The 25,184-nt window shown below is 59.0% G+C and carries 27 protein-coding genes and 1 tRNA gene; 9 read left to right on the top strand and 19 right to left on the bottom strand.

The genetic code is table 11. The features are described from left to right. Nucleotides 1-25: 25 nt before the first annotated feature. On the top strand, nucleotides 26-475 hold the full coding sequence (gene msrB, locus J3456_RS10695) for a peptide-methionine (R)-S-oxide reductase MsrB (protein WP_067624619.1): 450 nt from the start codon (nucleotides 26-28) through the stop codon (nucleotides 473-475). Beyond that, nucleotides 472-981 carry a peptide-methionine (S)-S-oxide reductase MsrA gene (gene msrA / locus J3456_RS10700; protein ID WP_067942613.1) on the top strand — a complete coding sequence of 170 codons (510 nt, stop codon included), beginning with the start codon at nucleotides 472-474 and terminating at the stop codon, nucleotides 979-981. The genes msrB and msrA overlap by 4 nt, the downstream gene beginning before the upstream one ends. Before the next feature lie 29 nt (nucleotides 982-1,010). Here the strand turns inward: msrA and J3456_RS10705 are convergent, their stop codons facing one another. The 11 genes from J3456_RS10705 to J3456_RS10755 form a co-directional block, all read right to left on the bottom strand. Continuing rightward, nucleotides 1,011-3,017: a hydantoinase/oxoprolinase N-terminal domain-containing protein gene (locus J3456_RS10705; protein WP_349580234.1), complete on the bottom strand. Its 2,007-nt coding sequence runs from the start codon at nucleotides 3,015-3,017 to the stop codon at nucleotides 1,011-1,013. Between the two features lie 11 nt (nucleotides 3,018-3,028). Beyond that, on the bottom strand, nucleotides 3,029-4,093 hold the full coding sequence (gene queG, locus J3456_RS10710) for a tRNA epoxyqueuosine(34) reductase QueG (protein ID WP_349580235.1): 1,065 nt from the start codon (nucleotides 4,091-4,093) through the stop codon (nucleotides 3,029-3,031). Further along, the gene (gene fzlA / locus J3456_RS10715) at nucleotides 4,093-4,761 is read right to left on the bottom strand and encodes an FtsZ-binding protein FzlA (RefSeq protein WP_067624607.1); all 669 of its coding nucleotides are present in this window, start codon (nucleotides 4,759-4,761) and stop codon (nucleotides 4,093-4,095) included. The genes queG and fzlA overlap by 1 nt, the downstream gene beginning before the upstream one ends. A 58-nt stretch (nucleotides 4,762-4,819) precedes the next feature. Further along, nucleotides 4,820-5,548, bottom strand: a complete 729-nt coding sequence (mtgA, locus tag J3456_RS10720; protein WP_132444040.1) for a monofunctional biosynthetic peptidoglycan transglycosylase — start codon at nucleotides 5,546-5,548, stop codon at nucleotides 4,820-4,822. Nucleotides 5,549-5,555: 7 nt separating this feature from the next. After that, nucleotides 5,556-6,260: an SGNH/GDSL hydrolase family protein gene (locus tag J3456_RS10725; RefSeq protein WP_349580236.1), complete on the bottom strand. Its 705-nt coding sequence runs from the start codon at nucleotides 6,258-6,260 to the stop codon at nucleotides 5,556-5,558. 117 nt (nucleotides 6,261-6,377) lie between these two features. Further along, nucleotides 6,378-10,910 (bottom strand): glutamate synthase large subunit, encoded by a 4,533-nt coding sequence (gene gltB / locus J3456_RS10730; RefSeq protein ID WP_349580237.1) that lies wholly within the window; start codon nucleotides 10,908-10,910, stop codon nucleotides 6,378-6,380. Beyond that, nucleotides 10,907-11,341, bottom strand: coding sequence for a GFA family protein (locus J3456_RS10735; protein WP_349580238.1), 435 nt, complete (start codon nucleotides 11,339-11,341; stop codon nucleotides 10,907-10,909). Before J3456_RS10735 ends, gltB begins: the two co-directional genes overlap by 4 nt. Further along, the gene (locus J3456_RS10740; RefSeq protein ID WP_349580239.1) at nucleotides 11,338-11,811 is read right to left on the bottom strand and encodes a GFA family protein; all 474 of its coding nucleotides are present in this window, start codon (nucleotides 11,809-11,811) and stop codon (nucleotides 11,338-11,340) included. Before J3456_RS10740 ends, J3456_RS10735 begins: the two co-directional genes overlap by 4 nt. Before the next feature lies 1 nt (nucleotide 11,812). Further along, on the bottom strand, nucleotides 11,813-13,246 hold the full coding sequence (locus tag J3456_RS10745) for an NAD(P)-dependent oxidoreductase (protein ID WP_349580240.1): 1,434 nt from the start codon (nucleotides 13,244-13,246) through the stop codon (nucleotides 11,813-11,815). A 159-nt stretch (nucleotides 13,247-13,405) separates the two neighbouring features. Next, on the bottom strand, nucleotides 13,406-14,212 hold the full coding sequence (locus tag J3456_RS10750) for an undecaprenyl-diphosphate phosphatase (protein ID WP_349580241.1): 807 nt from the start codon (nucleotides 14,210-14,212) through the stop codon (nucleotides 13,406-13,408). Then, nucleotides 14,212-15,198, bottom strand: coding sequence for a complex I NDUFA9 subunit family protein (locus J3456_RS10755; RefSeq protein WP_349580242.1), 987 nt, complete (start codon nucleotides 15,196-15,198; stop codon nucleotides 14,212-14,214). Before J3456_RS10755 ends, J3456_RS10750 begins: the two co-directional genes overlap by 1 nt. A 168-nt stretch (nucleotides 15,199-15,366) precedes the next feature. On the opposite strand from J3456_RS10755, the gene J3456_RS10760 reads away from it, so the two are divergent. The 4 genes from J3456_RS10760 to J3456_RS10775 all read left to right on the top strand — a co-directional run bounded on the left by J3456_RS10760 (nucleotide 15,367) and on the right by J3456_RS10775 (nucleotide 17,595). After that, nucleotides 15,367-15,452: transfer RNA gene (locus tag J3456_RS10760), tRNA-Leu, on the top strand. Between the two features lie 226 nt (nucleotides 15,453-15,678). Continuing rightward, entirely contained in the window at nucleotides 15,679-16,518 is an 840-nt protein-coding gene (locus J3456_RS10765; protein WP_349580243.1) for a TIGR04255 family protein, read from the top strand. Next, nucleotides 16,502-17,101, top strand: coding sequence for a hypothetical protein (locus J3456_RS10770; protein WP_349580244.1), 600 nt, complete (start codon nucleotides 16,502-16,504; stop codon nucleotides 17,099-17,101). The genes J3456_RS10765 and J3456_RS10770 overlap by 17 nt, the downstream gene beginning before the upstream one ends. Next, nucleotides 17,101-17,595, top strand: coding sequence for a hypothetical protein (locus J3456_RS10775; protein ID WP_349580245.1), 495 nt, complete (start codon nucleotides 17,101-17,103; stop codon nucleotides 17,593-17,595). The genes J3456_RS10770 and J3456_RS10775 overlap by 1 nt, the downstream gene beginning before the upstream one ends. 23 nt (nucleotides 17,596-17,618) lie before the next feature. Here the strand turns inward: J3456_RS10775 and J3456_RS10780 are convergent, their stop codons facing one another. From J3456_RS10780 to J3456_RS10795, 4 genes are all read right to left on the bottom strand, one after another. Continuing rightward, nucleotides 17,619-18,125, bottom strand: coding sequence for a hypothetical protein (locus tag J3456_RS10780; RefSeq protein WP_349580246.1), 507 nt, complete (start codon nucleotides 18,123-18,125; stop codon nucleotides 17,619-17,621). 69 nt (nucleotides 18,126-18,194) lie between these two features. Further along, entirely contained in the window at nucleotides 18,195-18,707 is a 513-nt protein-coding gene (locus J3456_RS10785) for a hypothetical protein (RefSeq protein WP_349580247.1), read from the bottom strand. Next, nucleotides 18,704-19,123: a hypothetical protein gene (locus J3456_RS10790; protein ID WP_349580248.1), complete on the bottom strand. Its 420-nt coding sequence runs from the start codon at nucleotides 19,121-19,123 to the stop codon at nucleotides 18,704-18,706. The genes J3456_RS10785 and J3456_RS10790 overlap by 4 nt, the downstream gene beginning before the upstream one ends. An 83-nt stretch (nucleotides 19,124-19,206) precedes the next feature. Continuing rightward, nucleotides 19,207-19,542: a hypothetical protein gene (locus tag J3456_RS10795; protein WP_349580249.1), complete on the bottom strand. Its 336-nt coding sequence runs from the start codon at nucleotides 19,540-19,542 to the stop codon at nucleotides 19,207-19,209. Nucleotides 19,543-19,628: 86 nt separating this feature from the next. Between J3456_RS10795 and J3456_RS19415 the strand changes: the two genes are divergently transcribed. Continuing rightward, a complete protein-coding gene (locus tag J3456_RS19415; RefSeq protein WP_502989504.1) occupies nucleotides 19,629-19,871 on the top strand; it encodes a helix-turn-helix domain-containing protein in 243 nt (80 codons plus the stop codon). 171 nt (nucleotides 19,872-20,042) lie between these two features. On the opposite strand, the gene J3456_RS10800 is transcribed toward J3456_RS19415, so the two are convergent. Next, on the bottom strand, nucleotides 20,043-20,450 hold the full coding sequence (locus J3456_RS10800; RefSeq protein ID WP_349580261.1) for an excalibur calcium-binding domain-containing protein: 408 nt from the start codon (nucleotides 20,448-20,450) through the stop codon (nucleotides 20,043-20,045). 666 nt (nucleotides 20,451-21,116) lie between these two features. Further along, nucleotides 21,117-21,371 carry a hypothetical protein gene (locus J3456_RS10805; protein ID WP_349580250.1) on the bottom strand — a complete coding sequence of 85 codons (255 nt, stop codon included), beginning with the start codon at nucleotides 21,369-21,371 and terminating at the stop codon, nucleotides 21,117-21,119. Here J3456_RS10805 and J3456_RS10810 point away from each other — a divergent pair. Both J3456_RS10810 and J3456_RS10815 read left to right on the top strand, forming a co-directional pair. Then, nucleotides 21,370-22,059, top strand: a complete 690-nt coding sequence (locus tag J3456_RS10810) for a hypothetical protein (RefSeq protein ID WP_349580251.1) — start codon at nucleotides 21,370-21,372, stop codon at nucleotides 22,057-22,059. The two genes, J3456_RS10805 and J3456_RS10810, sit on opposite strands and share 2 nt — an antisense overlap. A gap of 808 nt (nucleotides 22,060-22,867) precedes the next feature. Next, a complete protein-coding gene (locus tag J3456_RS10815) occupies nucleotides 22,868-23,233 on the top strand; it encodes a hypothetical protein (RefSeq protein ID WP_349580252.1) in 366 nt (121 codons plus the stop codon). Between the two features lie 36 nt (nucleotides 23,234-23,269). Here the strand turns inward: J3456_RS10815 and J3456_RS10820 are convergent, their stop codons facing one another. Then, nucleotides 23,270-23,608 carry a hypothetical protein gene (locus J3456_RS10820; protein WP_349580253.1) on the bottom strand — a complete coding sequence of 113 codons (339 nt, stop codon included), beginning with the start codon at nucleotides 23,606-23,608 and terminating at the stop codon, nucleotides 23,270-23,272. Next, nucleotides 23,608-25,184: hypothetical protein (locus J3456_RS10825; RefSeq protein WP_349580254.1), on the bottom strand; the 1,577-nt coding region annotated here is incomplete at its 5' end. The genes J3456_RS10825 and J3456_RS10820, both read right to left, overlap by 1 nt.

Here is a 25,184-nt window from a genome sequence, read left to right on the forward strand (position 1 = left end):
GCCAAGCCCATGAATGGAGGACGCCATGCCCCAATACGAGAAAACCAACGCCGCGATTGATGCGCTGAGCCCCGAAGAATTCCATGTCACCCAACGCAGCGGCACCGAACGCCCCGGCACCGGCAAATACCTGAACAACAAAGAACCGGGCATCTACGTCGACATCGTCTCGGGCGAGCCTTTGTTCGCCAGCGGTGACAAATACGAAAGCGGCTGTGGCTGGCCGAGCTTTACCAAACCGATTGTGCCTGCCTATGTCGAAGAGTTGGAAGACGCCTCGCTCGGCATGGTCCGCACCGAGGTGCGCAGCAAACACGGCGACAGCCACCTTGGCCACGTCTTTCCCGATGGCCCACCGGATCGCGGCGGGCTGCGTTATTGCATCAACTCCGCCTCTTTGCGCTTCGTCCACCGTGACGACATGGAAGCCGAAGGCTATGGCGAGTATCTCAACCAAGTGGAGAATGTGACATGACAACCGAACGCGCAGTATTGGCCGGTGGCTGTTTCTGGGGGATGCAAGATCTGATCCGCCGCCGCCCCGGTGTGGTCTCGACCCGCGTCGGCTATACCGGCGGCGACGTGCCCAATGCGACCTACCGCAACCACGGCACCCATGCCGAAGGGATCGAGATTAACTTCGACCCTGAAAAGACCTCCTACCGCGAGTTGCTGGAGTTCTTCTTTCAGATCCACGACCCCACCACGATGAACCGTCAGGGCAATGACCGCGGGATGAGCTATCGTTCCGCGATCTACTATGTCGACGATGAACAAAAAGCGGTCGCCGAAGATACCATCGCCGATGTCGAAGCCTCTGGCCTGTGGCCGGGCAAAGTCGTGACCGAGATCGAACCCGTTGGCGATTTTTGGGAAGCGGAGCCAGAGCATCAAGACTATCTGGAACGTTTGCCCAATGGCTACACCTGCCATTTCCCGCGCGCCGATTGGGTGCTGCCCAAACGCGCAGCGGCTGAGTAACAATGCTGCCCCCGGCCCCGCGCCGGGGGTTAGCCCGCCGCAACGCGCGGCCGCCCCGAGGCTTCGACGGTAAGCGCGGCCTCAACAAAAACCTCCCGCCCCTCAATCTCCGCCATACAAATATCGCGCGTCACATGACACTCGATTTGTGCGGCCCCGGCTGACTCGGCCCGCGCGCTAGCGGTTTCGGTCAAAGCAGTCTCTGCTTCGGCCAAAGCGCGTTCGGCACTCGGGAAATCCTGTGGACCATTGGCCAGATGAACGCGAAACACCCCTTCTTGCGGGACGGTGACGGTGCCGCTTTCACGCATGATCACCCGCCCCACCACCGCACCGATGGCATTGGCGACATGGGCGTGGTCAGGCAGGATCATCTCGCTCCCCAGTCTCTTTCCTACCGCCGGGTAGTAGGTCGCCGCCGAAGCGCCTAAGCCCACGACAGGCAAGTTCAGACCAGCGTCAATCCGCAGCACACCGCGGTGCCCCGACAGGCCACGCTGCATCAAAACATGCCGTGCCAAGATCTCGGGCGGCAGTTCAAAGGCGGGGGATTCTTCGGCAAAAGCAGTCTCTAACAGGGCCAAAGCGGTCTGATCGGTCAGTTGGTCGATGATGATTTTCGCAAGGCTCTCAGGCTCGGGACAGAACCGCAGCCCCGAGCCGCCGCGCTTGCGTCCGAACAACGCCAATGCCTTGTGAGCAGCCGCGCTGTCCCATGCCGAAAGATGCCCGGCCACATGGCTCGCATCGCTGGGCGTAACCCCCGCCACCTGCACCACCCCCCGCGCCACCAGCCGGGCCAAAGCGCCCTGTTCGACCCGGTTCCGAAGCACGTCGCCCAAGGGCCAGACATCGGTGCCGATCCGCTCCAGCAGTACCAAGTCGCGCGGGGCCAGACCTTCGACCGCCTGACCGGGCACGGCCTGGACAAAGCGGCCATCATGCTCCCCCACCACGCTCCGCCGCAGTTGGGCGTCCAAGGCTCTATGCACCACCTCGCCTGCCTCCACCGCAAGGAGAGAGACCGGCAGCAGCCGCTTCGGCCCAAGTGTCACGCCCGCTGTCAGACCTTGGGACGTGAAATGCACCTCGCTGTCACCGCCCAAGCCGTGGGTCCGCATCGCCACCGCCTCGACCATGGTTCGATAGGGACCAACCTGCGCCCCCGCCGGATCAATCGCCGGGCGACCGTCGCGCAACAGCGCTACATCCGTCGTCGTCCCGCCGATATCCGACACCAGCGCCGTCTCTGCCCCGGTCAACCAGCGCGCGCCAACGAGCGACGCGGCAGGGCCGCTGAGAATGGTCTCGATCGGGCGCTCGCGGGCCTGCGCGCTCGACATCAAGGCACCGTCGCCGCGCACCACCATCATCGGGGCGCTGATGCCCAAGCTGCGCAACTGATCCTCCGCCCGGCCAATCAGCCGGTCGATCATGCCAATCAGCCGCGCGTTCAGCAAAGCCGTCAGCGCCCGCTTCGGCCCGTTCAGCTTGGCTGAAAGATTGTGAGATGCCGACACCGGACGCCCCGTGACCTCTGCCACCAGTTCCGCGACCCGCTGTTCATGCGCAGGGTTGCGCGTGGCGAATTGGCTGGCCACGGCAAAGCCGCTTACATCGGCCCTATGCGTCTCTAAAAAGGCAATTAGGGCTGTTTCGTCCAGGGGTGCAACCTCGGCTCCCGCATGGTCGTGACCGCCAGCCAGCAGCAGGCAAGGGTCACCCCGCAGCGCCTCTGACAGCCCATGCGTCTCAAGATCAGGGGCACGGAATCCGATATAGATCAGCGCCACGCGGCCGCCCTGCCCCTCGACCAGAGCGTTGGTCGCCAGCGTGGTTGAGAGCGATGCCATGGCGATCTGATCCGCCGCCACGCCGGACTGCGCCAGCACCGCGCTGACCGCATTGCCGACGCCAACAGCCAGATCGGCGCGGGTCGTCAGCGCTTTGGCCGCGGCGATCACCTCTGTCTCATCGCGGATCAGCACCGCGTCGGTATAGGTGCCGCCCGTGTCCACACCCAATAACACCGCCATGGGCGTGCCTCCTAAGCCAACCGCTCTGCCGCCCAACGTGCGGCATCGGCCACGGTGGGGTCAGCATCTTCGGTCAGAGATTGCGCCACCGGGCGCAGCCGCGCCAGCCCGGAATTGCCGATGGCATAGAGCACGTTGCGCACAAAGCGATCCCGCCCGATGCGTTTGATCGGAGAGCCGGAATAGCGCGCGCGGAACGCGGTATCATCCAGCGCCGCCAACTCTGCCAAATCCGCCGGCTGCACCGCGGGGCCGTGATAGCGCATATCACTGGCCGCCACGGCGAATTTGTTCCACGGGCAAGCGGCAAGGCAATCGTCGCAGCCATAGATCCGGTTGCCCATCTTTTCGCGCAGGTCCAGATTGACCGGCCCCTTATGCTCAATCGTCAGATAGGAAATGCAGCGCCGCGCGTCGAGTTGATAGGGCGCGGGGAAGGCATCTGTCGGACAGGCCTCAAGGCAGGCGCGGCATGACCCGCAGTGATCGACCTCCCGCGCATCGGGGGCGAGATCAAGCGTGGTGAAAACAGAGCCTAAAAAGCCCCAATTGCCGAATTTTCGGCTGAGAAGATTGGTATGTTTGCCCTGCCAGCCGAGCCCCGCCGCCTGCGCCAGCGCCTTTTCCGGCACCGGGGCGGTATCGACGAAAACCTTCACCTCAGGGTCAGCCTCGCGGGCTTCCTCCATCAGCCAACGCGCCAGCCGCTTCAGCCGTTTCTTGACGATATCGTGGTAGTCACGCCCCTGCGCATAGACCGAGATCGCCCCCTTGTCGGGATGCTCCAACACCGCGCGGGGATCATGGTCGGGAGTGTAGCTTTCGGCCAGCATGATGACCGACCGCGCCTCGGGCCAGAGCGCTGCGGGATTGCCGCGCCAATGCATCCGCTCTTCCATCCAGCCCATCTGCCCGTGAAACCCCGCCTCGACAAAGCGGGCCAGCCGTTCGGGCATTTCGGGCACGTCTTCGGGGCGGCAAATGCGGCATGCGACAAAGCCTTCCTCAAGCGCCCGAGCCACCACCCGCGCCTTGAGAGCCTCCGGCCCGGGTTCGGCGCGGGGGGCGGCAGGCATCAGAAGTCGAGGTTGTTGTAATGCACCGGCGGCGGGAAGCCCGGCAATTGATCGGCGAGGATCGACCGAAAGGCTGGGCGCGATTTGATCTTGGCGTACCAGTCCTTAACCACGTCAGAGCGGTTCCAATCCACGTCCGAGATATAGTCGAGCGAGGACAGATGCGCGGCGGCGGCGAAATCGGCCAGCGTCATCACGTCACCCGCCAGCCAGCGGCGGTGATCCAGCAGCCACGCCATATAGTCGAGGTGATATTTGATTGCCTTGGCCCCGGCCTTCACGTTCTTGCTGTCCGGATAGCCCTGTTTGGTGACCTTCTTGTTGACCCGCTCGTAGAGCAGTTTCGAGGTCACCTCGTCGTGGAATTTGTCGTCGAACCAGCTGACCAGACGGCGCACTTCCAAGCGCTGCACCGGGTCGCTGGGCAGCAATGATGCCTCGGGGCGGGTCTCTTCGATATACTCACAGATCGCGGCGCTTTCCGCCATCATGATCCCGTCAAGCCGTAGCACAGGCACCTTGCCCGCCGGGTTGCGGCGCAGGAAATCGGGGTCTTGCTCCCAATAGCGTTCCTCGACCAGTTCCACCTCAATCTTCTTCTCCCCAAGGCTAAGCCGCACCTTGCGACAGAAGGGGGACAAGGGAACGTGAAACAAGCGAGCCGTCATATAAAGTCCGTGTGGTTAAAGGGATTGCACTCTTCCATGCCTGCTGGCGGGAAGATTTTCAACTCTCGAAACAAGCGGCACGACCGTCCGCGCGGATGGTCGCCGCCCCGTCCATGATCTGGGCCGTACGCTTGCGGGTAAAGTCACCGGGCCGTGAGGCGGAACGCTCTTTCGGGTCGGGCAGGATCGCGGCAAGCCGGGCGGCCTGCGTCGGGCTCAGGTCTGCCGCCGCGACGCCAAAGTAATGCGGGGCCGCAGCACCAACGCCAAAGACACCTTCGTCGAACTCGGCCACATTCAAATAGACCTCAATGATCCGGCGCTTGGGCCATAGGGTTTCGACCAGCGGAGTCATCCCGGCCTCAAGCGCTTTGCGCAGCCACGAGCGGCCATGCCAAAGATAGACGTTCTTGACCGTCTGCTGGCTGATCGTGGACGCCCCACGGGCCGAGCCGTTTTCAATCGCGGTGCGGATCGCCTGCATGTCAAAGCCCCAGTGATTGCAGAAATTCGCATCCTCTGCAGCGACAGCCGCGCGGGCCATCACGGGAGCGATCTGCTCAAGCGGCACCCAGTCGCGCTGCACCCCACCCAGACGGCGCGATTCCGAAAGCATGTAGACCCCGGTGGGCGGATTGACGAAGCGGAACAGCAGCACCAGCAGCACAGCCAAGACAAAGGCCAGCGCTAAGGCGCGCACCACCCAGCGGCCCGCGCGTTTCTTCAACGGGGGGCTTGCCTTGCTCGATTTCTTGCCCTTGGGGGCGGTCTTTTTCCGTGTCGCCATGGATCAGCTATAGGCCGTCTGCGGGTTTTTGTGAACGGTTCTCGCGCGCTGTGATTTCTTGAGCGAGGTAGGCACCGATCCGGGCAGAGCCACGGGCGGAGGGATGCACGTTGTCCCCGGCGAAAAGGCCGCGGTCCCCCCGGTCGATCACGTCTTCGGAATCGACGAAATGGATTCCCGGGCGGCCTGCGGCGAAAGTGGCGATGCGGGATTCGATTTCGACCAGATCATCGCGGCATCCGGCAAAGGAGCCTGAGCCGGAGCCTGCGTAATAGCCCATCCACATGACCTGCGCCCCGGTCTGGGCACGAAGGCGTTGCAAGAAGGCGGGGATGCTGCCGCTTTGACCGTCCGGTGAGATCAGTGCATTCACGGAAGCCCCGCAAGCCCCGCAGCCGCAATCGGCGCTCAGGTCGTTGGCACCGCCATTCACCACCACCCAGTTCCAGCGCCCGCCGGGGAACTGCTGCTGGATGTCAAAGCCAACGGCAGAGGCGATGGTCGAGCCATTGTCGAACTGCGCGCCGGGAACCGCACGGCTGGTGACGCTGCGGCCCGTTTGGTTGGCAATGACATCGGGGATGGAGCGGCCTCCATTCCACGCCATGATGGAATCGCCCAGCACGAGGATGTCACCCCCGCCACGCGGTGCGGTGTCGGTGCAGGCGCTGAGGCCTGTGACTATCAGCAATAGCGCTAGAATTTTTCGCATGATCCGCCTCCCGTGGAGAGGCAGAGGTAGCGCAGAGGTTTTTCAAAACCACCCTTGCCCGGAATCAAGCCGGAGGCGATGGCCCTCCCGCGCGACCGGAGCCGCGCGGGGCAAAGGTTACTCCGCTGGAACTGCCGTCTCTTCCACCGACAGCGGCGCGGGCAGATGCACCAACATCTCCTTCGGGCAAACCTGCAGGAAGTTGTGCTTCTCAGTCTCCCAATGCTGAAGAATATCGGCGGCCTTGCGGCTGTTGGTCTCGGCGACATGACGCTCCAGCAGCCCGTGCAACTGGTCCAACCAATGCTCAACGCTGACCGGGCAGGTCACGATCGTCTCGGCGTTCATCAGCTTCGGCGCCAGCCCGTCGGGGTCATAGAGATAGGCCATCCCCCCGGTCATCCCGGCGGCAAAGTTCGCGCCGATCTCGCCCAAGATCACCGCCACACCGCCGGTCATATATTCACAACCGTTGCTGCCGCAGCCTTCGATCACCACATGCGCCCCCGAGTTGCGCACCGCAAAACGCTCGCCCGCCCGGCCCGCGGCAAAGAGGTAGCCCGCCGTCGCACCATAAAGCACCGTGTTGCCGATGATCGTATTCTCCGACGCCACCACTGGGCTCGCCATCGAAGGCCGCACCACAATCGTACCGCCCGACAGACCCTTGCCGACATAGTCGTTGGCATCGCCCGAGACTTCGAGCTTCAGCCCCGGAGCCGCGAAGGCGCCGAGCGATTGCCCGGCACTCCCGGTCAGCTTCACAGTCAGGTGGTCCGGCTGCAGGGAATTGCGCATACCGAAGCGCTTCACGATATGGCTCGAAACCCGCGTGCCGACCGTCCGGTGCGTGTTCTGCACGGCGTAGGACAGCTGCATCTTCTCACCATCCTCAAGGAAACGCGCGGCATCCCGGACGATCTGCGCATCCAGCGTATCAAGCACCACCTGACGCGGTTTGTCGCGATCATAGACGTTCTCATGTGCGCCATCGACGGTGATCAACAGCGGGTTAAGGTCCAGATCATCCAGATGCGCCGAGCCTCGGCTGACCTGCGTCAACAGGTCCGCGCGCCCGATCACTTCATCAAGGCTGCGCGCCCCGATGCTGGCGAGAATTTCCCGCACCTCTGTGGCGTAGAAGGTGATGAGGTTCACCACTTTGTCCGCATTGCCGGTGAACTTGCCGCGCAAGGCTTCGTCTTGGGTACAAACACCCACGGGGCAAGTATTCGACTGGCACTGGCGGACCATGATGCAGCCCATGGCAATCAACGCGGCGGTGCCGATGCCGTATTCCTCGGCCCCCATCATCGCCGCCATGACGATGTCACGTCCAGTGCGCAGGCCACCGTCGGTGCGCAATGTCACCCGGTCGCGCAGGTTGTTCATCGACAGAACCTGATGCGCCTCGGTCAGGCCCATCTCCCACGGCAGACCCGCATATTTGATCGAGGTCGCCGGTGAGGCCCCGGTGCCGCCGTTGTGGCCCGAAATCAGGATGATGTCGGCCTTGGCCTTGGCCACGCCCGCCGCAATCGTGCCGACACCGCTCGACGCCACCAGCTTGACCGTCACCTTGCAGCGCGGGTTGATCTGCTTGAGGTCATAGATCAGCTGCGCAAGGTCTTCGATCGAGTAGATATCGTGGTGCGGCGGGGGCGAGATCAGCGTCACGCCTTTGGTCGAATGCCGCAGCCGCGCGATCAGGTCGGTGACCTTCATGCCGGGAAGCTGTCCACCCTCGCCGGGCTTGGCGCCCTGTGCGACCTTGATCTCCAACTCTTCGCACTGGTTCAGATATTCCGCCGTCACGCCAAAGCGGCCCGAGGCGACCTGTTTGATCTTGGCGCTTGGGTTATCGCCATTAGCCTCCGGCACGAAATGCGCCGGATCTTCGCCGCCCTCGCCGCTGTCAGATTTCGCCCCGATGCGGTTCATCGCCACGTTGAGCGTCTTATGCGCCTCAGGGGAAAGCGCCCCCAGCGACATGCCCGGCGTCACGAAACGCTTGCGGATCGAGGTGATGCTCTCCACCTCCTCCAATGGCACCGGCGTACCCTTGGGCTTGATGTCGAGCAGGTCACGCAGATGGATCGGCGGGTTGCTCTGCATCTTTTTCGAATACTGCTGCCACATCTGATAAGACGCCTTGTTGCAGGCCATCTGCAGCATATGCATGCTGCTCGCCTCCCAAGCGTGTTTTTCGCCCGTCTTGCGCTGCTTGTAGAAACCGCCAATCGGCATCACGACCCCGTCGCCCTGCCAACCCTTGGCGTGGACCTCTTCAGCCTTGCGCTGAATACCAACGACACCGATGCCGGAGATGCGGCTGGTCATGCCGGGGAAATACTCGGCGCACATGGCGCGCGAAAGGCCCACGGCCTCAAAGTTCAGACCGCCGCGATAAGACGAGATCACGGAAATCCCCATCTTCGCCATGATCTTGAGCAGACCTTGGTCAATCGCCTCACGGTATTTCTGCACCGCCTGCGTCAAGGTCATGTCCAAGAGCCCGCGATCGATCCGGTCGGCGAGGGAATCTTCGGCCAGATAGGCGTTCACCACGGTCGCGCCGCAGCCCACCAGCACCGCAAAGTAATGCGGATCTACACATTCCGCCGCGCGCACGTTGAGCGAGGTAAAGGTCCGCAGGCCCTTGCGGACGAGGTGACTGTGCACCGCGCTGGTCGCAAGGATCATCGGCATCGCGACCCGGTCGGCCCCGCTGTGCTGATCGGTCAGCACCAGATGGCCCGCGCCAGAGCGTACGGCGTCTTCCGCCTCGGCCCGGATCCGCGCCAGCCCGGCGCTGAGATTGCCGTTGCCCGCCTCAAAGGTGCAGTCGATGGTGACGGTATGCACCTTGAACTGCGCCATCAGTTCTTCGAACTGCGCGTTGCCGACAAAGGGGCTGTCGAGCACGATGATCTCAGTCTGGGAGCTGTCTTCGTCGAGCACGTTCTTGAGGTTGCCGAAGCGCGTCTTGAGGCTCATGACCCGGAATTCGCGCAAGCTATCAATCGGCGGGTTGGTGACCTGGCTGAAGTTCTGGCGGAAGAAATGGCTCAGCGGGCGGTACTGGCCGCTCAAGACCGCCGAGGGGGTGTCATCGCCCATCGAGGCCAGCGTCTCTTTCCCGTCCTCGGCCATGGGCGCGAGGATCTGTTCCAGCTCTTCGATGGTATAGCCCGCAGCCACCTGACGGCGGCGCAGTTCGGCCCCGTCAAACAGCGGCTTTTCGGTGACGCCAGCAAGGACATCATCCATCTCGGTGATCTTGCCGACCCAATCGCCGAAGGGCTGGTTCGACGCGAGCTTGTTCTTGATCTCGGTATCGTTGAAGAGTTTGCCCTCTTCCATATCGACCGCGATGATCTGCCCGGGGCCAAGCGCGCCTTTGCGCACGACGCGCGCCTCGTCCAGCGGCACCATCCCGGCCTCGGATCCGGCGATCAACATGCCGTCGGAGGTTTCCACATAGCGCATCGGGCGCAGGCCGTTCCGGTCAAGCCCGGCACAAACCCAGCGGCCATCGGTCATCGCCAATGCGGCGGGGCCGTCCCACGGCTCCATCACGGAGTTGCAGTAGGAGTACATGTCGCGCCATGCTTGGGGCAGTTCCACCGCTTGTTTCGACCACGACTCTGGCACCAGCATCGTCTTGGCCATCGGCGCGGAGCGGCCCGCGCGGACAAGCACCTCAAACACGGAATCCAACGCGGCAGAGTCGCTGGACCCGGAGGCCACGATCGGTTTGATGTCCTCGGCCATGTCACCAAAGGTGGCAGAGGCCATGCGGATCTCGTGGCTCTTCATCCAGTTCATGTTGCCCTTGAGGGTGTTGATCTCGCCGTTATGGGCCAACATGCGGAAGGGCTGCGCCAGCCACCACTGCGGGAAAGTGTTGGTGGAGTAGCGCTGGTGATAGATCGCGAAGGCGCTGATGAACTTGTCGTCTTTCAGATCGGGATAGAATTCGGCCACCTGTTCGGCCAGCATCATGCCCTTGTAGATGATGCTGCGGCAGGACATCGAGGCGATGTACATCTGCGGCACCTGCGCGGCGATGGCGGCTTTCTCAATCCGGCGACGGATAACGTAGAGCTCACGCTCGAATGTCTCTTCGTCGACACCCTTGGCGTTGGAGATCAGGATCTGCTCAATCTCGGGCCGGGTCGCGTTGGCTTTCTCGCCCAGCACGGAGATATCAACCGGCACATGCCGCCAGCCGTAGATGTAATAGCCCATGCGGAGCACTTCGGTCTCCACGATGGTCCGGCAGGTTTCTTGCGCAGCAAAGTTGGTGCGCGGCAGGAAGACTTGGCCAACGGCGATCAGCTCGTTCTCGCGCGGGGTGTGACCGGTGCGGCGGACCTGCTCATAGAAGAAGGGCACAGGGATCTGCACGTGGATGCCCGCGCCATCGCCGGTCATCCCATCTGCGTCAACCGCGCCGCGGTGCCAGATCGCCTTGAGCGCGTTGATCCCGTTAAGCACGACCTCACGGGTCTTCTCGCCGTTGATGTTGACCACAAGGCCCACGCCACAGGAAGAATGCTCTTCCTCGAAACTATACATGCCCTTTTCGGCCATCATCGCGCGTTTGGCTTCTTCGCGGGCCACCCAGGCGTCATCATATTTGGTCATGGCTTGGTTCCTTCCACAAACGCCGCAAATCCTGCTTCGACTTCGGCCTTGGTTTTGATCTCGTGGTCCCCGGCAAAGGCATAGCCGTCGGGCTTCACATCTATGTAAATCTCGGTTTTGAGCGGCAGGCCGCCCGCATTCTCCACCAATCCGGCAGAGAGTGAGTAATAGTCATGCTCTGGCAGCGTGAGGTGATACCAAAGCGTGCTCCCGCAACTGTCGCACCATGCCCGCTCGGCCCAATCCGAAGAGGCGTAGGATTTCACCGGGCCGTCATAGATCAGGCTGCCCGGTTTCGCGTCAATCTCAAGGAACGCACTGCCGGTCCAACGGCGGCACATCTCGCAGTGGCAGGCACCAAGCGCGTCTTTCAACGGCTCAAAGCTGACCGTGACCGCCCCGCAAAGGCAGTGACCGCTCAACAGGCTCATTGCTTGTCCTCCACATGCGGGGCGCGGGCCTCGTAATCGGCTTTGCTCACCCGCTCAAGATCCCCGGCCAAGGCACAGTTGCTTGGGGCGCGGTCGGCATAGACCACGCGCGCCAGCTTTGCCCCGCCGAAGCCATCGAAGAGCCCCGGAGCTAACTCCAGCAGCTCTGCGTTCTCGCCTTCCGTATCGGCGAACCAAACCGCCGTGCCGCAGGTCTCGCACCACGCCCGCTCAGCAAAGGAGGAGGAGGCATAGGTCCGGACCGGCCCCTTATAGGAAACCCGCGCGCGGGGCACTTCGATCCCCATTTGGACAGAACCGCTCCACCGGGTGCAAAGGTCACAGTGACAGGCCGAAATCGCAGCCAACGGCCCGGTCACATCCACCGTGACCGCGCCGCACAGACAATGGCCGTGGTGAATTTCACCCCCCATGGCGTTGTCCGCTTTGATGGCTGCACCAGCACTCATCTCATTCCGCAGCGATGCGCTGCGCCCCGTTGAAATCATCAAGGATCGCCTGCGCGCAGTCGCGGCCATCCTTGATGGCCCAGACCACGAGGCTCGCCCCGCGCACGATGTCGCCGACGGCATAGACGCCATCAAGCGCCGTCGCCCCGGTGACGTAATCGGCTTTGATCGTGCCCCAGCGGTTTACCGGCAACTCCGGTTCGTTCCAAAGGGTCGGCAGGTCTTCGGGCTCGAACCCGAGCGCCATGATGACCAGATCGGCGTCTTCAACGTAATCCGCGCCTTCGATCACCTCGGGGGCCTGACGGCCAGTGACATCCGGCGCGCCGAGGCGCATCTTTTGCACCATGACGCCGGTCACCGGATCGCCGACGAAGCCCTTAGGCGCACTGAGCCATTCAAAGATCACGCCCTCTTCTTCGGCGTTTTGCACTTCGCGTTGGCTGCCCGGCATATTGGCCCGGTCACGGCGGTAGAGGCATTTGACGCTCTCCGCGCCTTGGCGGATCGAGGTGCGCACGCAGTCCATCGCGGTGTCGCCACCGCCGATCACAACGACTTTCTTGCCCGCGGCGTTCAGGCGGCCATTCTCGAACTCTTCAACCGAGTCGCCAAAGCTTTTGCGGTTGGAGGCGGTGAGGAAGTCGATCGCCCGCTCCACGCCGAAACCACCCACGCCGGGGGCTTCGATCTCGCGCGTTTTGTAAACGCCGGTGGCGATGATCACCGCGTCATGTTTACCGCGGATCGCGCCAAAGCTGAGGTCGACGCCCACATCGCAGTTCAATTCAAAGGTCACGCCACCTTCGGCAAGCTGCGCATTGCGGCGCTCGACCACGTCTTTCTCTAGCTTGAATCCGGGGATGCCGTAGGTCAGCAACCCGCCCGCACGGTCGTAGCGGTCATAGATGGTGACCTGCACGCCCGCGCGACGCAGCATGTCCGCCGCTGCCAGACCGCCGGGGCCGGCACCGATGATGCCAACGCTTTCAGCGCGCTCTTCGCGCGGGGCGGCGGGTTTGACCCAGCCCTGCTCCCATGCGGTGTCGGTGATGTATTTCTCGATCGAGCCGATGGTGACGGTGCCATGGCCCGACTGCTCAATCACGCAGTTGCCTTCGCACAGGCGGTCCTGCGGGCAGATGCGGCCACAGATCTCGGGAAAGGTATTGGTCGCCTGACTGATCTCATAGGCTTCTTGCAGACGCCCTTCGGCGGTCAGGCGCAGCCAGTCGGGAATGTTGTTGTGCAATGGGCAATGGGTCTGGCAGTAGGGCACGCCGCATTGGCTGCACCGGCTGGACTGTTCAGCCGCTTTCGCATCCGCATATTCGGCATAAATCTCGTCGAAATCCGTCCGGCGCAAATCGGGCGGGCGTTTTTCGGGCATATCCCGCGCAACGTCTGTAAATTTCAGCATGACCTGCTTCGCCATATACCCGTTCCTTCGACAAATTCCGTCAGAAGGCTCGTATACGAGAGCGCCCAAGTAAATAAAAGACAGCAGTGCTGACCTAATTACCTCTTTCCGGGCAAATGGAACGCCCGGAGGTCATTTTTATGCATCATTTAAGGTCCGATGCGGACCTAACCGTTAAAACCCTGCCCAAAGCGCGACGATCACGACCCCACCTACAAGGATTCGCCACCACCCAAAAAGCGCGTAGCCATAGCGGCTGATGTAATCGAGCACCCAACGCACCACGAAGACGGCAGAGATAAAGGCCATGATAAAGCCGACGGCGATCTCGCCCATGGCAGAGGCATCCAGCACGTCGCGGTTCTTGTAGATGTCATAGGCAAAGGCGCCCGCCATCGTCGGCATCGACAAAAAGAACGAGAATTCCGCCGCAGCGCGTTTGCTGGCCCCCAGCAACAGGGCGCCAACGATCGTCGCCCCCGACCGCGAGGTGCCCGGCACCATGGCAAGACACTGGATCACGCCGATCTTGAACGCCATGGAAAGCGGAAATTTGGTCGCGTCGGAATAGGTCGGCGCAGGTGCGATGCGATCCACGATCAACAGCACCACCCCGCCCAGCACCAACATGATGGCGATCAGCAGAGGTGTCTCGAATAGGACCGTCTTGATGAAGTCATGGGCCAAAACGCCGATGAACACCGCAGGCAGAAAGGCCAAAAGCACCGACCAGATGAACCGCCGCGCCTGCGGATCATGCGGCGCGGCCGAGAATACCGCCCAAAGCCGTGCGGAATACACCGTCAGGATCGCGAGCACCGCGCCCAATTGGATCACGACCTCAAAGGTCCGTCCGGCGCTTTCAAAGCCCAAGAAGTGACCGGCCAACAGAAGATGCCCGGTCGAAGATACGGGGATGAACTCTGTCAGCCCCTCCAGCAAACCCAGAAAGGCGGCGATCAGAGTGGTCGACTGTTCCATTATCCCTGCCGCAGGTTACGTGCCGATGCTTTGATGGCGTCATACTGCCCCGAGGGTCGGAACCGCCAGAGATAGTCGGGCAGCACCGCGTCCATCGCGGTGGGGGTGATGCCAAGCTCGGTAAAGCCGCGCGCCCCTTCTGCCACAACGTTGTCATTGCGCAGATTTTTGACCTGATCGCGGGTCAGCATTTTGTTGGTGAAAAGACCAAAGGTTGCGGCCTGCATCATGTCGAACCCAAAGGCGACGATCTTGGCTAAGAACCACGGCATGTTGAGCACCAATCGCCGACGGTGAATCACCTCGAGCATGCGCTGCATCAGGCCGCGGAAAGTATCCACATCAGGGCCACCAAGCTCATAGACACCCGCGGGGGCCTGCCCCTCCAGAGCCTTTTCGGCCGCTTTGGCAACGTCATCGACAAAGACCGGCTGGAACCGGGTAGACGCACCGGCGACGGGTAGGATTGGGCCGGTGCGGGTCATACCCGCAAAGCGGTTAAAGAACTCATCTTCGGGGCCAAACATGATCGAAGGGCGCAGGATCACGGCCTCAGGCATATGTTTGAGAATGGCAGCTTCGCCCTCGCCCTTGGTGCGGGCATAGTCGCTCTCGGCCTCCATATCCGCGCCGATGGCAGAGACATGCACGAAACGCGCAACACCTTCGGCGGCAGCCATGCGGGCGATACGCTCCGCCCCTTCGGACTGCACCGCGTCAAAGCTGTTCTTGCCGGTTTCGACAAGAATGCCGACGCAGTTTACCACCGCGTCCGCCCCACGAAGCGCGTCGCGCACGGAGCCATCGTTGCGAATGTTGCACAAAACAGGTTCGACTTGGCCAACCACACCATAGGTCCGCACAAAGAGCGCTTCGTTGGGGTGGCGCACCGCCACCCGCACCCGCCAACCAGCTCTGGCCATGCGATACGCGATATAGCGTCCGACAAACCCCGAACCGCCATAAATCGTGACCAGCTTAGACATTCTGCCGCTCCTGTAGATAAATTCTCTGACAGGATGTACCCGTGCGCCGCCGCTGTCACAAGGCCAAACCCCCGGTTGTAGCGATCCTCGCACAGGATTTTCTAGATTTCGCTCAAATTGCGATTGACAGTCACCCGGCTGAGCCTTAGAGCACCCCACACGATACGTGCCCAGGTGGCGGAATGGTAGACGCGCTAGCTTCAGGTGCTAGTACTGGCAACGGTGTGGAGGTTCGAGTCCTCTCCTGGGCACCATAATTCCGCAATAAGTGATTGAATTTTTAGCGATTTTGACAAGTCGCGATTTTTCCATCCACCCCCCAATCCACCTTTACGCTTCGCCTGAGCGGAGGCTTGTCTTTGCCCTCGAGCTAGTTCTGGGGTAATTCTGAACCTCAAGCCTTGCTGACCAGGAGGAATAACATTCTAGCTTGCCTCTAAGGTCGAATACTGATTCAGTCAGGCGAGGGACAAGGTAATCATGCGTCAAAGCAACGACTATTTGTACGAGAACGCACCTTTGGTCGAGGTGGTCGCGGAAGTCCGTTGGGATATGGTGCCAATTGCCTCCATGCCCGGCTCAGAGATTGATCCTTTGTTTGAACGAAAGCATTCAGACATGCAGGCCGCGATGGCAGAAGTCGGGTTTGTCTTTGCCGAGCGCTTAGTTCCGGACCATGTCCCCAATGAGATGTTAGCGGGCCAACCCATTTTTCGCTATAGAACCGCGCCGGACAGCTGGCCTTTGGTCCAATATGGCCCAGGCGTCTTCACAGTGAACATCACACCACCGTACGATGGCTGGAGTGAGTTTCGCGAAACTTTAGCGCTGGCAGTCACTGCACTTGATTCTGTATTATCTCTTGGCAGCGACTTTACCAACGTCAGAGCCGCAGATTTGCGCTACATAGATGCTTTCACCGAAATGCACGGCATGAATCAGTTCTCAACATTCTTGCGCGACCATCTTTCGGTACCAATGGCGCCGCCTCAAGGGTTGCTAGCTTCAATCGGCTCACCTCAGGCCGACTATGTACCACGCGTTGAATTCAGCGCTCAAGTTGGCAAACGACTAGATACCAAGTTTGTGTTCCATGCCGCATCCGGCACAAAGGACGATACACCTGCCGCAATACTTGACCTTCGTTCGCGCAGGGAGTTTGGTGAGGCAAAAGTGGCAAAATCCGATGAACTGCTTACATGGTTTGATGAGGCCCACAGTATACTTCACAGCGCCTTCGAGAGTACAATAAGCGACGAACTAAGGAAAAAAATTGGCCCGGCAAGGCCGATTGGGGGTGAAAATGACACACGTAATTGAACCGCTAGCGAAAGCTTACTTGAGCTCCATGGGCCACGCTGCGGCAAACAATATCCATATTGGCTCCAACCAAGATACGCCGCGTAAAACTTGGGTGTGTCCTATCAACAGTGCACCCCAGGAAAGTGATTGGCTTGTTGTCCGCCCAATTGCTCACGCCAATATCGAGATTGTGAGCGCCGGTAGGAGTAAGGGCGCAGTTCGCTCAGGTTGCTCGCTGGGCTCAAGTGTCACTCAGCCTACTGACCAAGGTATAGTAGGCAAGTTGATCGAATTTATTCTAAGTGGGGGCCGAAGCAAAAAGCTGGACCACAAGGTGTGCCGAGATGCTGTAAAGTTCATTGCTAAAGTTCCTCCTGGGCTCCCATTTCCAGAGATTGATTTCGGCGAGGACGAAATCCTTTTCGAATGGCGGGGTAGTGAAACCTCAGCGGTCGCGAGCGTCGAAGGTGACGGCCTTGTAGGGTACGCTATGAAAATTAATGGATCGTACCGGCCCGGGGCCGGGCCAGAAGACTTGAACCTGAGCGGACTTCCGAATGATCTGGTTGAGTACCTTCAGTCTGGAAAAGCATCGGCATAATGTCAGGCTGTAAATGTGAGGAGCATCGCCAATCGGCATATTCACCTTGCACCGTCAACGCCAGCGAAGAGATTGTTTACTGTCTCATCGATCCTGACTTAATGGATAAGGGAACCGGGGAGCTTAAGAAAAAAGCCTTCTCAAAATCGGTGCTTTCAAAAACCGACCTTTCAGTAGTTCGTGCAGAGTACTCTAGCGAAGCGCAGGTTTGGGACTGTGTAGTAACACCTCAACTAAAGACAAACCCTGCTCGGACTTTTTGCGGCGTTTTAATCGCTCAGGCGTCTGATATTCGCGGAATTGCAGATTGCACTATGCAAGATGTCTGCGTCGCTGACGCCGGGCTCGAAAATTTCGCGGCTCATGCACACTTGGGTTTCTCTTCCGAAGTTGCGTCGAGCAACAAAAGTGTCCAGGTCGCGGTCCGCGCGAACCTTATAGATGTTTTCAATCGCCGTGGCGGACCTATCTCACTTACTAGCGCCTTTACCTAACTTATTGCACCTAAAGCGAATGTTTATACACGCGGATGCCCATACGAGGCCACCACTAGCGGCGGATCAGAGGGAAACGACCTGAGATCAAACCACTTAAACCGCGTACCATCAGGGTTGCTTTGATCACCCATGACAATCTGCGGAGCGTTCACGCGGTTGCGGATGAGCGCAGCGCGGAACGCCCGAAGGTCTATCAGCCACCATGCCTCAAGGCCTGTCTGATCCGCGTTAGAGTGCCCGTAGAACATCCAATCGCCATTGCCGTTCACAATCTTGGAAAGCTCCGTTTGCGCGCCTGAGGCGACCGCAGAGCGTATGGTGAACTGGTAGGGGTAGCGCTGTGCATAGCCGGGACGCCGAACCCTTGCGGCCACCCGCATGTCACGGGCGTCCAGCATCATGAGGTCAGTTGCTTGGATATGGTCGAAAGGGTCCGCAGCAGTCTCCAATAGGTAGCCGCCGATCAGTTGCTTGATCTCAGGCAGAAACCTGTCGGACCAGTTCCGATTCTGTGCGTAGCAGTTCATTACTGACAGCCTCCAATGCGGCCCCTACCGCGTTGCCCACGCCCCGACAGAGAGGCGCAGGCGGGTTCGTTAGGTCTTAGCCCGCAGGTATTCGATCACCGCCTTCTGAGCGCGCGGGTACTGCTCACACAACAGCTCTCCGGCGCAGTCCTCAACGCACCATTCCAGCATGGCTGCCGCATCTGCGTCGGACTTCGGTTCAAAGCAGGAAATGCGCTCCGCATACCATTCGATATTCTGATCAAGTTCGGCCATCTCCGCAGGTTCGGCTGTCTGTTCGGTAGGTAGCGCCTGCATCAATGCGTCTCTGGTGCGTTTTGCAGCCTTCCATTTATCCAGCAGCTGCACGGCACCTGTTCTCTGGCTGGCATCCTGTTCCGGTTGCTCCCTTCTAAGCTCGACCAGTTCAAGGGTGCTGATCAGGTCGCCAACCATGTTCCCCGCCAATTTGACGGTGTGGGCAGTTGCTGCGCCATCCCCCGGTTGCTCTGGCGCATCACCTTCTAGAGAGCGAACACAAACGCGTAGAATGCTGCTGAGGTCGTATGCATCGGTGATTGCGGTTGCGAGGTTCGCGTTCATTGGTTCGCCTCCAGTTGCGCATTGCGTGCGTTAGGGGTGGCATCCACCAAGCGCCCAATGTCGATGCTCAAACGGTCGCTCTTTTTGATAACCTCCTGAGCCAAAGCATGTGCTGCATTTGAAGCGGGCGAAGAGACAGCCTCGGCTTCAGAAATCAACAGCTCCAGCCCCTGGAGCAGACCGTGTAGGAAGATTGCATCATGTTCTACATCGGCCGGATTAGGAGCCTTCGGGCGGCGGTAAACCGGGTCTTCGCCCAAGAGTGCCCAGTCCAGCGTCAAGTTGTGCTTGTCGCAGTAATTCATGATCTCGCGGCTTGGGGCACCATCTGCGTTGAGGATCAGCGAGGGAGCGATGTCCCCTGCTTTCTTAGCGAATTGGCCGAGACGGAAGCGGATGGTTTCAAGGTCATTCATGGTAGTCTCCTTAGATTTAAACTGACGAGGCATCAGCCCTGCCAAATTTGCGTGCTCATGCGCGGTAGTCGTGGACACCCCCCTCAACCGCGATGCGTGAGATGGTCGCCGGATTTACTGAGCACGGCCCTCAGCGCGGCTCGAAGGACGCCAATGCGGGCATAGTCGGGTTGCTCCCAGTGGGTCTTGCTTTCGAGGATGGCGATTTCACCTTGGATGCGAATTACTTCGGGCGCGGCCTTCGCTTGCTTTTCCTGTCGCGCCTTCATTGCCCGTTCATGCTTGGCATTAGCCCATGCGGCTTTCAGAGCGCGGCGCATGATCACCCGGAACCCGTACAGAGCCGAGTTGGCTTTGCGGACTATTTCCCAAGCGGCGGTCATAATTGCTTTGCGATTGTATTGAGCTGCGGTTGTCATGGCAGTTGCCTTTCTCAGTTGATAGAAATACTATAAGGTTGACCTCAATCGAAGTCAATAGATTTTCTATCAAGTTAGGTGGACGCATGACAGGCGAGCAAGTTAGGGCGGCAAGAGCATTGCTGAAGTGGTCGGCAAAAAAGCTCGCGGAGGTGAGTGGAGTAAGTTACCCGACCATCCAACGATTAGAGAGCAAGGATGGCCCCCTTGCGGGGTACGCGGATACTCATGATGCGATCCGTAAAGCGTTTGAAGGCAACGGCATACAGTTCATGGCAAGTGGAGAAGTCGCTACGGGTAACGGCGTTGCAATCGACAGAAAGCCTTAGAGGACCGCTGGCTATTCTGAGCCGCCTCCCCCCGTTACTCCCTAGTTTAAGTAAGACAACACCGGAGGAATGTAACACAACATTGGAAACCGGATTTCTCCAATGTTGCGATACTCTTCTCCGGTGTTCTTCTAACCAATTTCTCAAAAAGTGTTACTCAGTTGTTCAATACTAGCATCCGCCGTAGTTCTTTCTTCCGCTTGCAGTGATCGTATAGGTGCCACCGCGCGGGCCGACATGACACCGCGAGCTACTGCTGCTGCGGCGGGGAGCCGCACTCCGGATAACGGGAAGGGCTTTCCGATACAGCCGTGTTGCTGCTGCGCCCCATTCACATGCTAAGCCATCTCCATCTCCGTCTAGGTTGTGAGGATCATTCGCTGGCCCACCAGCGGCGAGAAAGAAGCGCTGCGCCTGCGCACTGGAGGAAAAGTCCCCGCAATCTCTGTCTGAAGATACCTGCGTGGTCTGGCTTCGACTATAGGTGCTCCGATTTAAATGCGCGACTGAGAGTGCCCCCACATGATTGCGAGAGCAGTGAGCGACGCCCCTTGCCCCTAGCTCGGCTTCGACCATCATTTTTGACTGATAGCTTGTCGCTGCCGACACATATGTCGCGCAAAGACTAGCCGTACTAGCGCCGGATAGTTGCGCTGAAAATGCTGCTGTGCGCTTGGCGTCTGCTATGCCTACTTCTTTGGCAGGTGAACAGGCTGACAAGGCGACGGTAATCGACGAAATTATAATAATGTTCTTCAATGCTACTACTCCGAAAAATGCGAAGCTGAGTGTTCGCGCTTAAGTAGTGGCACTCTTGATCACTTCTGACGATAACTTTCTTCCGAGGTGAAACACGTGCTTTAGCCTGAGCATGGCTGTTGCGGAATCAAACAAGAGCGGCGACAGTTTAGGTGGTCTCACCGTCACATCGCACCGTCCCCGATGTTCACGCCTATTGCGCACCGGGCTACTGCTCGGGAAAGGAGGTGATGTCTCGTGGCCAAGAAGTGCGGTTGTAAAACCAAACCGACAGGTCGGAAGACGGTGAAAGTGGCTACCCACAAACGCCGTCCTCCGCGCAAGAACTGTAAGTAACAGTTTGAGCATATGAGAAGACGGTGAGGCTGCAATCGCTAGCTATCAGCGCCATCCGATACCACTGAATCAGACAACTTTTCTTTGGTCAATAAGCTTCATGAAGCTACGCTGTCAAACCATTTACCGGACGATCAACTCCTGCGCCAGTCACCTACGTATAGCAACGCTAGAACTGCGTTCACTCCAAATTTCGAGCATTTCTAGACCTGCATCGAGGGACGCAACCCGCGCTAAAATATTGATACCACGTCGGGCTCTATCATTATTGGTTTCAAATAGGAAATACCCGCCAAAGCCCAAATGCTCAGCGCCGTTGTCAATTATAGACTCACGAGAAAGTTCTGAGATATGAATGGACCTATAGTTATCAATTTTTGCAGTACCAAGGTGCCCATCTTTCATGCCACGTTCTCCTGATATACCGCGCATTTCCGCGAATGATCTAGCGACTTATATGGTTTCTTCCGAGACCGCCAAACAGTCCATTATTCGGCGAAACTACGACCCGCAACCCTTTATTGTAACTCGCTACCAAGATGCTCGAAGCGCCATCAAGACATACCTATCAGATTTATCACGTTCACAGAATCCTCTAAATGAGGCGATTTCCATGTTTGAACAGCGCGCTGTCGATCCTGCTGAATCAGACACTCGGCAGGACGATGCGCGACAGTCAATTGAGGTTTTAAATAGCCTAAGGCTTATGGATAACCAGCTTGGTAGGTATCAATTTCAAGACGCGCCGCACTCTCAACCCAAACTTGTGCTAGCAGGCGTTGAAATTTCCGTACGCGCTGATCTCTGGGTTTACGGCGAAAAGCGGGGGCAAGAGCAAGTCGGCGGTGCAATTTTGCGAATGACCCAAGATGATGGCGCGCGGCGCGGAGACATGGGGCGTTACGTCGCTACAATGTTGCGGATGTATATTGATCAAAACAATCCCACGGACCGAACCCCCGCCAATCGGCTGTGTATGTCAATTGACGTGCGACATGGTGAAGTAGTTGCCGCGCCAGCCTCAAATGCCCGCCGAATGAATGATCTTGAAGCTGCTTGCCGTGTTATTCACGCACTTTGGGGGCGGGTATAAATCCAACTAGCAGCCGCATTAGCGCAAACTTGAGCAGACCCGCTACCTTTCCAGTTTAGGAGAATTTCTGATGGCGTCTTTTGGCCTTTTTTTCGGAGCCACCCTTGGCTCCCTGATCCTTTTCCCACTCATTGCTCGCATTTTCCTATGGCCAATGAAAACTTGGGATTCGGACATCCTTAAATATGTCGTCGCGATCAGCGGCTGTTACGTCCTTGCTACCGGACTCTACGCTTATGGGGATGCTGACGAGTTAAGAATTCATCTATCTTTCTGGGAAATCCTTACGACACGTGCAAATTGGCTCTTGTACCTTCCCGGTGCAGTCCTTGCTGCTACTATCATGATATTGCGCGCAAAAGGGCGTTCAGGAACAGCCGACTAAACTGACCCTTTGGCCGTTGGCATTACAAGTTGACTGCTTTTGCTGATGCTCAGACATGCCAGCGGATCGGGCGGCATGTTGGCGTGTGAAACTAAGGTGGTCGCCCTCCTTAGTTTTTGACGGCCTGCCCCCCTTGGAGGGCTCAATCTGTTGCAGCAATTCGCCAGCCCGACGAACCGCCCGCGCCTTGATGCGGGTAGCCATTTTCAACAGCGTTTCATCTTCGGCCCATTGCACCTCAGTCAGTTCAATAACCCCTCGAGACTGGGCTAGCTTGCTTCGCCAGTTGGATTACTCTCTGTCTCCAACGCCGAGCACGACCAACGATGCCCAGGTATCTGAGAAAATGCTCTTCGGGTCAGTGATGAAAATGCACCGCCTACGAAACATGACGCGCGCGATGCTTCACCCGCAACCGGTGATATGCATACCATTGATTACCAACACGATATTTTAGGAAGAAAAATGAGAACCTTGGCGATTATATTGGCCCTGTCCGTGGCCGCATGTGCGAAGCAACCTGATCAAATTTCTGCTGTCGATATTGGCCCCAACCCTTATCTCCGGCATTCTTGCAAGAATCTTGCACAGGAAAAACTTGCCCTAGAGCAGAATTTGGCGAATTTGAGCGCTGCTCAGAAGAATGCGGCTAGTGGCGATACCATGGGGGTAATCCTTCTAGGCCTGCCTCTCTCTAGTATGTCGGGGAACGACAAGGAGACGGCCATTGCCGTGACAAAGGGCAAGCTGCAGGCTGTTGAGACTGCAAGGGCAAGTCGCAATTGTTGAATGCGGCTTAGTGGGGGAAATCGCCCCCACCACACTCTATTGCGTAGGCACTTCATCCCGCGAACTGGCCTGCGGTAAGAGAAGGCTTTTTACAGGCCCCTCGAACTGCTGCTCCACCTCGAAAGAAAGAGTGCGGATCGTTAGGGCATAGAACCAAAGCTCCGCGTCAACGTTCTCGGTCTCCTGAACACGCTTCGCCGCCTGCTTCAGTTGATCACAGTAGCAGGTATATAGGGCATCAGTGTGCGGCGGCGGAATCTCCTGTAGGTATTTGCTCAAGACACTGCGCCGCTTTTCTGTCACGTCATGAGGCGTAAAGAATTGCAGTACCTCTTGCGTCTCCTCTTCGGAGAATACATCAGATGACCATTGCATCACTCGGTCCCCATCGCTGCACCGGTGCCTATGAAATAAGGCGCAAGACGGCTCTTCTGCTTTGGCGTTAGCTTCACGCTTCCGGTATCGACCAATAGGAGGCGGAACAATTCAGGGTCCGTCACCGCGTCGATAAGCAGCTTCTCAGCCTTATCATTCTGGAGATTGCCTAGCACGCTTTTCATCCGGCTCGACGCCATGTTTGCAGTCTGGATGGATGCACCACTGCTTCCCCCGCCCATCTTTGCGCCCTGCTTAGCTGCGATGACCCGTGCGGCCATTTCAATAAGCCGGTTTGGTGAGCGCGGTGACAGCCCCCCGATGTCCGGGGCAGACTTGCGGCCCACGCGCAGTTTCTTGAGTTCGGCACCGATAGTCTTGATGCGGTTAAGGTCAGCATCAGGCAGTACTGTGCGCAACGTGGCGGCGATTTCGGGCTTGCCCAGCATCTCAAGCATTGCTTCGCCATTCAGGCCGTTAGCGTCGGTGCTGTTGCGGATCACGTAATCAGCAAAAGAGCCTTTAAGACCGTCCATAGCCTTTCTAGACGTGTCCTTTCGCGCGGTGGCGACAAGATCACGCGCCGCGACCGACGGCCTCTTTGCCTTGAATACCGTGTCAATTGCCGTCTCCGATGGCCCCTGCGTAAATGCTGCTGTGACAGATTTGGAGGGGCTATCCGCATTCTGCAATGCGCGTGCCCCACGGTCTGCTGCGTTCGTCGCCCGCGTTTGGGTTCTAACCGCCTCATCAAGGGTATCACGCAGGAAGGGAAAACGCTGCAACATTTCGCCGTAGTCTCGCATGAAGGACAGCGCCCCACGCTGGCTAAACTTACCGTCAGGACTGAACGCGGATCGGTTAAATAGGCCTGTGATGAAGTCCTCCATCTGTGGGTCAGCTGAGCTGCCTGTCGCCTTCTGGATATCATCAGCACCCACCGCGCCGGTTGCGCCGCCCCGCCCAAGGGAGCGATTTAGCGTCAAGCCGGGGTCAATGGTCTTATCGCCGTCGATGCTGCGCTTCAAAAGCTTGCCCACAACACCCTGACTGAAGATTGAGTGCATTTCGGCTGAGAAGGCGCGGGCGTTGTCGATAGCCTTGCCCGCCTCTGTAACTCCTGCACCTGCGCCGAGATCATCCAGCACAGCGTCGGCAACCTCATCCGCGATACGTGCCATGTTGCGTTGTTGATTGGTGCCGCTGCGCGCAGAACGGGCAACCTCCCGCAACTTGCTGTAGAGACCGTGCATCTCGCCAACCGTCTCGAATTCGTCAAAGCCGTTGTTCGCATTTGGGCCAAGCAATTCCTGAACCACACGCGGGATATCGTCCCGCTGGGCCTTCGGTGTCTGCGCAATGAGGGCCTGCGCCTTCTGTCGGGCCGCTGTGGTGCCGACTTTGGTACCTTCGGGCACTCTGGCCCACAAATCAGCCTCCTGCGTTCTAGCGGCCTCCTGTGCGGCTTTGATTCTGTCCGACACCTCTTGGCTGTTGATCATCTCGCTGTTTTTGGCTGTGGGCCGCAGCGCGCCGTCTGTGGCGCGATCCACCATGCCGACGATATTTTCACGCC

Origin of the sequence: Sulfitobacter sp. NFXS29, assembly GCF_040148765.1 — a bacterium.
In the GTDB taxonomy this organism is placed as follows: domain Bacteria; phylum Pseudomonadota; class Alphaproteobacteria; order Rhodobacterales; family Rhodobacteraceae; genus Sulfitobacter.